Genomic DNA, 9,111 nt, shown 5'->3' on the forward strand with positions numbered 1-9,111 from the left:
ACGATAACAAAACAAAATTAAATGCCGATGTAAATGTAGCTCCTTATGCAACAAATCAACCAGATAAACAAGGGCGAGCATGGCGTGGAGATGCTTTTTTAAATAAAACAAGTCGTCAATATAGAAATCGAGAAGAAACAGGAAATGGTCGTACAGATTGGAGGCCAAAAGGATTTCATCAATTAACTAATTTGAAGGATGGATATTCACACGCATATGATCGTGGACATCTTTTAGGATATGCAATAGTTGGTGGTATTAAGGGCTATAATGCCTCTGAAAGTAATCCCCAAAATATAGCAACGCAAACCGCATGGGCAAATGAAGCAGGTAGTCAAGACAATACAGGACAAAATTACTATGAAGGATTGGTTCGCAAAGCATTAGATCAAAATAAACAAGTACGTTATCGTGTAACTAATGTATATGATGGTAGTAATTTAGTGCCTTCAGGAGCACATATTGAGGCTAAGTCAAAAGATGGAACACTAGAGTTTAATGTATTTGTACCTAATGTGCAATCAAACATTAGGATTAACTATGCTACTGGTGTTCCTAAAATAGTAACAGGTGATCATAACTAAAGAGAAAGGGGAGAAAATAATGGCGCATGATCTTAATTTAAAGACAGCAACTATCATTTTTTTGCCTTGCGGATGCGTAGAATATCCTGATTTTGGAATTACAGCAATGGGGGAGATTAAGTCAGAAGATGATTTTAAGATGATCGCCAAGCTGCTTAATGATAAAGTATAGAAAAAATAGAGTTTTATTTTAATAATAGAGCCAACTTTCTTGTATAAGCATACAGGGAAGTTTTTTTATAATAAAAATAATTAAACTACTATATTAAAAAAGAAAAATATTGAAATATAAGTCTTTTTTAGAGAAAAAAGTAAAGTAATATGTAGAATAAAGTAAAGATATAATATGAAGGACTATACATTAAGTGGCGAAAAAGGGAGAAAGAGATTAAAATAACAGCCTTTTAAGTGATTAAAGTATAGTAGTAAGAATAGAAACTATACATAATTCTACATATTACTATACATAAAAAGATGATTAAGCAAAAAATGTGCAAAAGAAAAAAGTAAAGTAATATGTAGAATAAAGTAAAGATATAAAAAGAAGAACTATACATGAAACTACATATTACTATACTTAATCATACATATTACTATACATAACTCTACATATTGCTATATGTAAACGAAAATGTAAGCAAGCGTAGCAAGGGGTTCAGCGTTCCTAAAAGAAAAAAGTAAAAAAGGATAAATATATAAAATTAATTAATAATAACTAACAAAGAACACAACAAAAACATATAAAGTAAACAATCAAAATGCTATACTTAATATATAAATGAGGAGAAGAGCAAAGAAAGGTGCAATAGGATGACGGATCACTACGAATTAAGTAATAAAGTAAATGATTTAAACAATAAAGTAGTAGCCCAAAATAATGACTTGATTAAAAGTTTTCCAGATATGAGATTGGCTAGTATGAAAATATTTGAAATAGCGGTAGGAGCAGTTGATACCAGTGCAGAAAAGATCCAACGAGAAGTATTTTTAAAAAAGAATGCAATATATGATGCATTAGAACAAACAGGGAATAATCGGACAACGCGTTTACGAGAGGCAATGGAACAATTGCAGCAACAAGCGTTATTTCATTTGCTACCAAGTAAAGAAACAAGAGGACATGAGATTATTATTAGTCCAATTAGTAAAATTGAGTGGGATGACAAAGAAGACTATGTGAGTTTGTCTTTCACACCAGATATTCTGCCATATATTACTAAATTGAAAGAGAATTTTACACAGTATAAGTTAGAGTATGTGTTAAAACTAAATAGTCGACATGCAGTTACGATTTATAAAATACTAGTTATGTCTTTTAATAAATATATGAATTATAAAAAAAGTAATAATGTGCCTAAAGAAAAATTATTACAGTGGAAAAATCCGACTATTAGTGTAAAAGAGCTACGTTCGGCTACTGGTACACGAAATACATATCCTAATTTTGCGATTTTTCGTAAAAATGTTTTAGATAAAGCGGTCAATGAGATTAACGAGAAAACAAACTTGATAGTAAATTATGATAAAATACGTAGTGGTCGGCATATTAGTGATATTCAATTTCATATTGAACAGAAAAACGCGAATGCTGCACAAGAGGATAGTAAGCATATTGAAACGGTCAAACAAACACAGGATGAGCGAGAACTGGAAAATGCAAAAATATATGCGGATGCAATGGGAAGTCAGTATACTCAAATGCTAATGGAACGGATGTTACTGAACCCAGCAGATATGACTAACCAATCCACTATGATAGAATTAGGAAAAAATGTATATCCTAAGTATCAGAAAATTAAAACAGAACAAGGATTTAATACTGTAAAGATGCATTTGGACTATGTTCATGATCATATTGGCGATTGGAATAGACATACTAACATTGCTAAATATTTAAATAAAGCGGTAGATGATTACATAAACAAATTAAAATAACAAAAACGAGATGTATATAGAAGTTCCATCTCGTTTTTATTAGATAAAAAATAAGAGTATCTAGTTTGTTCAATCAAACCAAGTAAAAATTAAGAAATAGCGGAAAAAAATAAAATTTGTTAAAATAAATCAATAATTAAAGTGTTTTAAATAATTAATGAAAGGATTTAAAAGCTATGAAATTAATGAGCAGTTTAGCAGAAATAACTAAGCGAGATATGCGAAATAACTTTGCGAATTTCTATATTACTTTTGATTTTGCAAATTTTTATGCAAAGCCTATGCTTAATTTAGTCCTTAACGAAAAACGCAAACCTAAGAATGTACATTTCCTCTCATTTGTTTCCAGATGTATCAATATTTATAGTGAACATACTAAAGATTATCGTGGAAAATCCAAAGAAATAAAACCTTTGTTATCAGAATACAATGCCACTCATGAAATACCTATAAGTATTGAGCGATTGCAAGAATTTACAGGTGCAGATTTAGCAGCAATGCGTATGGCCATCAGAAGTACCAAAGATAGTAAAATCGTTAATGATTTGTACGATGTACTAACATTGGATCTTTATTCTGAGAAACGTGATATTAATACTATTTTTAATAATGTTCAAGCATATCGAGAATTAGATAGACGCCTAATGAGAGCTCAGATTGGCGATGGTACGCGTATATATACTTTATATGAAATTGCAGAAAAAACAGGTCTGTCATTAGATACATTAGAGCATTTAGAAAAAGCTTGTCATTCATTTGACGAGTATGCTAAGACGTATGAGGCTTTAGTAAAAATACAGATGCCATATCAATTTTAATTGAAAAGAGAGATACGTAATGGATGAGCGAACTAAATATTTTTTAGCAAGCGTGGATGCAATTAAGCAAGCAGATACACGTTTAACCGATCGAATTATAGTACGGATGGTTGAGCGTCCTTTAAATTATTTAATCGACTTACGTCATGAAAGACAAATTGTGGATGATAAAACATATAATCTATGGTTTAACAAAATTTTACCTGAGTTAAAATGGCGTATTGAACAATATAATCAGTTGGACGATGAAGCTTTACTACAAGAATGTAAAACATTATGGAAAAACCATCGTCAAAAAATCATTGATGCATTGCAATTAAAAGTAGCGACTATTCGGAATCGTTTTATACAGAAAAAACGTAATGATTTATTAACGATCTATGATATAGGGCATAATATCCCACTATATCCAAAAGGACAAAGAAAATTAGCTAATAAGCCCCTTATTGTGCAGGAAATTCAAAAACATGTGGCAGATTTAAAACAATATGGCGTATTTGCAATACATATTCAAAAAATTTTAAAGAAGCCGAATATATTCTATAACATCGGCGAACTTGGCCAAGACAAATTAACTAGACAACGTGCATTAAAATTGAAACAGCTAGACAATCAATTGGTTGAAATTATAAAGATTGCTGAAAATGTGGATGCAAATTGGAGTACGTTACGTAATGCGCGCAAGCAGTATCATATTCAAAGAGATGAAGAACAGGAATATTTTAAACGTATTAAGAAGGAATCAACATATTTGGATGGCAGTGGTGATAAGAAAAAAGCAATAAAAAATCAAAAAGGCATGATTATATGTATATTATGGATGCGTGAGTTAAATAAAATAAATTAAGGCTCTTAGATTACTTCTAAGGGCTTTTTAATTTATGTATGTATAATTATCTAACTAGCGTTTAAACTTTCTAAATTAACGTAATATGAGGCATAGAATGGATAAATAATATAAAAGAAAGTTAAATATATCATACTATAAAAATATATATTTCTACATTTCTACATGTCTATATTTATACATGTAAACAAAAAACATTTGCGGAATATGTTGTTTGTATCATACAAATGTAGTATTATAAAATATAATTAAAGTTATATGAATGTTATGTACATTTTAGAAAAGGAAAGATGATTTATGACTAACAAAAGTCCCAAGAAAAATAAAAATGTGAGCCAACTAACTTGTGAAAGTTTGGCCAGAAGTTTATTTTGTGCCGATGTATTGAACTTAGATTATGTGTCACTTAATACTATCATGAAAGCTATGGATGCAAAAAGTAATAATGCAGTTACTCGACTTTTAAGAAAACTAGGTTATGAACGTCAACCTTATGTAGACACACTTTCTTTAGAAGAACGTGCGGATGTGTTGTATAAAAGTTTGAAGGTCTTTCAAATGGAAGGACTTAAAGCCTATATTAAATTACTTAAAACTAAGGAAGGTAAAGCTGAGCAAAAGGCTCGACTAGTTCGTAAAAAATTCCCAGAAGGATATAACACACACAAGAAACAAGAGGAGGATGAAATTAGAAAACAACAAGAACGGATGCAAAATCAGTTTGACGATTGGAGTGATTAAATATGAGATTTACAATGCCTTTTGCTCCTGTTTCTGCTGCTAGACCTAATTGGAATACTCAGACAGGTAAGGTCAATAGTCGTAGTTACATGCCTGTTAGATATAAAGAGTGGCGTGAGAAAGCTGATTTTTGGTTTGAAGATTGGCTGGCACAGACAGATTGTCAGCTAATTAAAGAGTTAATCTATTTTGATCCTGACGATAAGTCAACTTTGGTTAAAGATCGTAAAACAGGATTATTTAATCCCTACTTTTACGGTTACCAAGTGAGAATCTTAATGGTTCTACCGCAGAAAAGTAAGAAGGTATTAAGGGCATTTCCATTAAGTGCTAATCAGGCTGATATTGATAATTATTCTAAAGCTGTTATTGATGCAATTTTTCAGTCTAAAAGTTTTAAAAATGCCAGAATTGATGATAGATTTATTCAAGACTTACATGCAAAAAAAAGATTATGTATGCAAGGTGAAGAGCCACATACTGATATAGAAATTTCTATGATTAAAGGAAATTAAGTAACCAGGATTTTGGATGCGAAAAAGAAATACAATATTAATTTGTCTACATTAATACATTTATACATGTATTAACTACCCCACTTCTTTATAAAAAAGAAAACCTGTTAGTGTAAAAATTACTAACAGGTTTTTTTATATGCGAAGTTTTGGATGTACAATAAATCAGTTTAAAAACATAACGACTAAAGATATTGTATTGATTATAAAATGAAATGTCATACTAGCATATATATTATTGTATTTTAAATAAATTGCTCCGATACATGTTCCCATCCAAAAATATAGAGTAAATTCATTTAGTGTATGAGGAGCATGCAGTAAAGAGAATGCAGCTGCGCTAAAGATTAACAAAAGCATATTTAGAATGTGATTGAATTTATCATTGCTACTAGTATGATTAGTAACTTTTAAAATGTAGTTTTTAGTTACTGTTAAAATTCCCCAACGATAAATTAACTCTTCGATAATCGGTGCTAATAACAAAGCTAAAATGATGATATATGCTTTATCTAATAAGCTTGTGTTAAAAGTAGCATTCAAGGATGCCTGATTAGATGTAGTACCAGTTGTATTTATGCCATTGAAAATTATTTGAATGATTAAATTACCAATGCACATTATTAGATACATTAAAAATGAACTGTATAAAAAATTCTTCCAATTATTTTTTAAGTTAATAAGCTGTTGTTCGCTATCATGCTTGTTGTATTTATTACGTATCATGAATGACAATTTAAAAATTAGTATGCAGAAAAATGTACCAAAAATTAATGAGAGGATAAAGTTCACGTGTATATTGTTAGTGAATATGGTAGGACACAACATTATTTCTTTTAATAATATTTCTAATATTGCATAAACTATTGCCGATAGTGTAATCGCTAAAATAGTTATCATGGCAATTAGTGCTACGTAATATATATGCTTGTTCTTATTTTTATTGCACATAGTATTAATTCCCTTCTTATAAGTAAGTGTATAGTATACATTATACATTATTAACAACAGTAAATGTTTAATAATATCAAAAAATGTAAGTTGTAATATATATACAATAATTGAATTTACTAAGTAAAAGAGTGCATAAAAAGTGCATGCAAAAAAAGTGTGTGCATAAAAAATACATACATAAAAATATATGCATGTAATTACAGTATACGTTTTTTACAAAAGTAAATGTTTTATACTATATAAAAAAAACAAATGTATTTTTAATGTAAAATAATTTAATTAAATAAATTAACAATTATTTATAACATACAAACGTATTTAGTTAAGATAATTAATGTTGTTGCCCTACTACATTTGTATACAGTATAATAATATAAAGATGACTTTTAGAAAAAAAGATTAATATTACTTCTATTTGATGATGTCAAAAAATATTGATAGTTATATGTATATTTATTAATATGTTAGTATATTAACTATAATAAAGGCTTTTTTATTTTAAATATAAAACAGTGATTTCACTTTTTTAAAGAACAAAAACAAATTAAATAATTCATAAATTTATTTTTAAAATGCCATTTTTATATATTGTGTTATTAAATTTTGAAGTAAATAAAATAGATTAATATTAAGAGGTGATAAAGGATGAGTGAACCTTACGATTTAATTGAGCAAGAATTACAAATAATTGCCGAAATACAAACATTAGCGGATGAACAAAGAGATATTAAGAGCATCCATCGTAATAACGTTAAATCTATAAGAGCTTGGCGTATTAATTGGAAAAAAAATGCTGAAAGAGTGTCAAAAGCACATACAGGTATTTTGGATGAAGATGAATGGAATTTTCTAAATAATCAAATAAAAGCAATTAATATCCAGATAAGGTCACTAGACGGTTTAGAACTAAAAAATAAACATAGTTATAAGGAATTTAGAGAAAAAGTAACTGATATACAGAGTTATATCAAGAGTGTATGCAATCAAATTGCAGATAAAGAATCACACTATAAGTCAGGTGAAGCAGCATATGTTGCGTTGGAAAAATATGCTAATAAAATTTTGGATGAATATGAGTTAGTAATGCACAAACGGCAGCAGATTGTGCAGAAAAATAAAGTTATTGCAGCGAATAATGCTAAGGAAGAAGATTATTATAGGCAAGCAGCAGAAACTGTTAGACGGATTAATCGTAAATTAGGAGCATTATCATCTGATGGACAATATGCTGGTTTTAATGAGCAAGGTGAAGTGATTTTGATTGATCCTAATAAAGTTAGTCAAGAATGGGCTTACAGAATTATTAAAGCTAATCAAGATGGTTTTAATATTAGAAGCTTAAATGGTTTACCTAGTGAACTTCAGGATATGCTATTTGAAATGTTTAAAGAAGATGAAGATTACTCTCAAGATAATGGATTGATAGCATCTAAGATTGCTCAGTTTATTAATGCTAATTTAAGCGGTATACCAGAGAAGCCTAAAATTGAATATCAAGAAAAAGAAAAAGTTCCTGAATTACCGCTATTAAAGATAAATTTGAACGATATATTTTTAGATGAGCTATCAGTTAAATTAATTAATAAATCTAATAGCATTCCTGAAAATATCTTAGAAGAATTAGAAGGATATGCTCAAGGGAAATTTAGTAATACTGCTAAAAATGCAGATAGAATCAATGAGATTGCTACTAAATACGGAACATTAAAATTAATGATAGAGCCTGAAGATAAGCAGAGTGTCAGAGCCATTAATAAAAAAATACGAGAATTAAAAGATATTTACGGTCAATTTGGTAGTGAACGTAATAGTGCTAAGGGTTCAAAGTTAATTAATAATCTAGTATCTGCAACGAGTGAATTTTTAGCACATACAAGAAATCAGCAACGTGTATTTGATCAATACTATGAAGAGTTTAATTTAGCAGTTACTGAATTAAAGAATTGGATAAATCAGGCTTGGTGGCAAGCAGGAGGACAACCTGATAATCATCAAAAAGCAGGTAAGAATGATCATTCAGAAAGAACTTATGTATCACGAACAAGTAATACTGCATATAAGGGAGAAAGTTTGTAATTTCATGTAAAATCTTAAATTTTATAAAAAATAAAATTTAAAAGAGATAATGAAGTAATATTTTAAGTAAATAAATTTAAATAATTAATATAGATAAAGTATTTATATTAACGTTGTTATAATAGCATTTAAGTGATTAATATATAGTTAATATCTAAAAAAAAATTGACTTATATATTAATAATTTTTTATTTACAGAGGTTAAATATATTTATGCATAGCATATATGAATATAAACCTTAAATGACCTATTAGTGATTTTTAAATTAAGATAGAATATATAGAAAATAAAAGCAATTATACTTAATAAAACGTTTATTTATAAATATTTATTAAAAGGACATAAAGATATAAAAGAACTTAAAACTTAAATTAATTTAATTAACAAGTATACAAATAATCATCATACAAAAGTATGACATAAAATATCAAATTCAAATAAAATAAAAGGGAAAATAACCAAGAATAAATATTAGCAGGACAGAAAATATAGGAGCAGAAAAATATAGGGATGTAAATAGAGAGAACCAAAATTATGCCTCACACAAAAGTGAGATAGAAACACACAAGACTATTACTCATGAGTAATAGTCTTGTGTGTTTCTATCTCACTTTTGTGTGAGGCATAATTTTGGTTCTCT

General features: G+C 28.6%; 9 protein-coding genes. 8 read left to right on the forward strand and 1 reads right to left on the reverse strand.

All coding sequences use genetic code 11. From position 1 onward, the window contains the following. The 7 genes from ACWCL1_RS08830 to ACWCL1_RS08860 form a co-directional block, all read left to right on the forward strand. The coding region (locus ACWCL1_RS08830) for a DNA/RNA non-specific endonuclease (protein WP_454546548.1) at positions 1 to 584 on the forward strand (584 nt) is incomplete at its 5' end. A gap of 19 nt (positions 585 to 603) precedes the next feature. Continuing rightward, on the forward strand, positions 604 to 756 hold the full coding sequence (locus tag ACWCL1_RS08835) for a hypothetical protein (protein WP_454546549.1): 153 nt from the start codon (positions 604 to 606) through the stop codon (positions 754 to 756). Between the two features lie 638 nt (positions 757 to 1,394). Beyond that, the gene (locus ACWCL1_RS08840; RefSeq protein WP_454546550.1) at positions 1,395 to 2,519 is read left to right on the forward strand and encodes a replication initiation protein; all 1,125 of its coding nucleotides are present in this window, start codon (positions 1,395 to 1,397) and stop codon (positions 2,517 to 2,519) included. Positions 2,520 to 2,695: 176 nt separating this feature from the next. Then, the gene (locus ACWCL1_RS08845) at positions 2,696 to 3,337 is read left to right on the forward strand and encodes a hypothetical protein (RefSeq protein WP_454546551.1); all 642 of its coding nucleotides are present in this window, start codon (positions 2,696 to 2,698) and stop codon (positions 3,335 to 3,337) included. A gap of 19 nt (positions 3,338 to 3,356) precedes the next feature. Continuing rightward, complete coding sequence (locus ACWCL1_RS08850) at positions 3,357 to 4,184, forward strand: hypothetical protein (protein WP_454546552.1); 828 nt, start codon at positions 3,357 to 3,359, stop codon at positions 4,182 to 4,184. A gap of 297 nt (positions 4,185 to 4,481) precedes the next feature. After that, complete coding sequence (locus ACWCL1_RS08855) at positions 4,482 to 4,925, forward strand: hypothetical protein (RefSeq protein WP_454546553.1); 444 nt, start codon at positions 4,482 to 4,484, stop codon at positions 4,923 to 4,925. A gap of 2 nt (positions 4,926 to 4,927) precedes the next feature. Further along, the gene (locus ACWCL1_RS08860; protein ID WP_454546554.1) at positions 4,928 to 5,440 is read left to right on the forward strand and encodes a RusA family crossover junction endodeoxyribonuclease; all 513 of its coding nucleotides are present in this window, start codon (positions 4,928 to 4,930) and stop codon (positions 5,438 to 5,440) included. A 165-nt stretch (positions 5,441 to 5,605) separates the two neighbouring features. On the opposite strand, the gene ACWCL1_RS08865 is transcribed toward ACWCL1_RS08860, so the two are convergent. Then, the gene (locus ACWCL1_RS08865) at positions 5,606 to 6,391 is read right to left on the reverse strand and encodes a CPBP family intramembrane glutamic endopeptidase (protein WP_454546555.1); all 786 of its coding nucleotides are present in this window, start codon (positions 6,389 to 6,391) and stop codon (positions 5,606 to 5,608) included. 648 nt (positions 6,392 to 7,039) lie between these two features. Between ACWCL1_RS08865 and ACWCL1_RS08870 the strand changes: the two genes are divergently transcribed. Further along, complete coding sequence (locus ACWCL1_RS08870) at positions 7,040 to 8,470, forward strand: hypothetical protein (RefSeq protein WP_454546556.1); 1,431 nt, start codon at positions 7,040 to 7,042, stop codon at positions 8,468 to 8,470. Positions 8,471 to 9,111 lie beyond the last annotated feature (641 nt).

Source organism: Ligilactobacillus sp. LYQ135, from assembly GCF_053711055.1.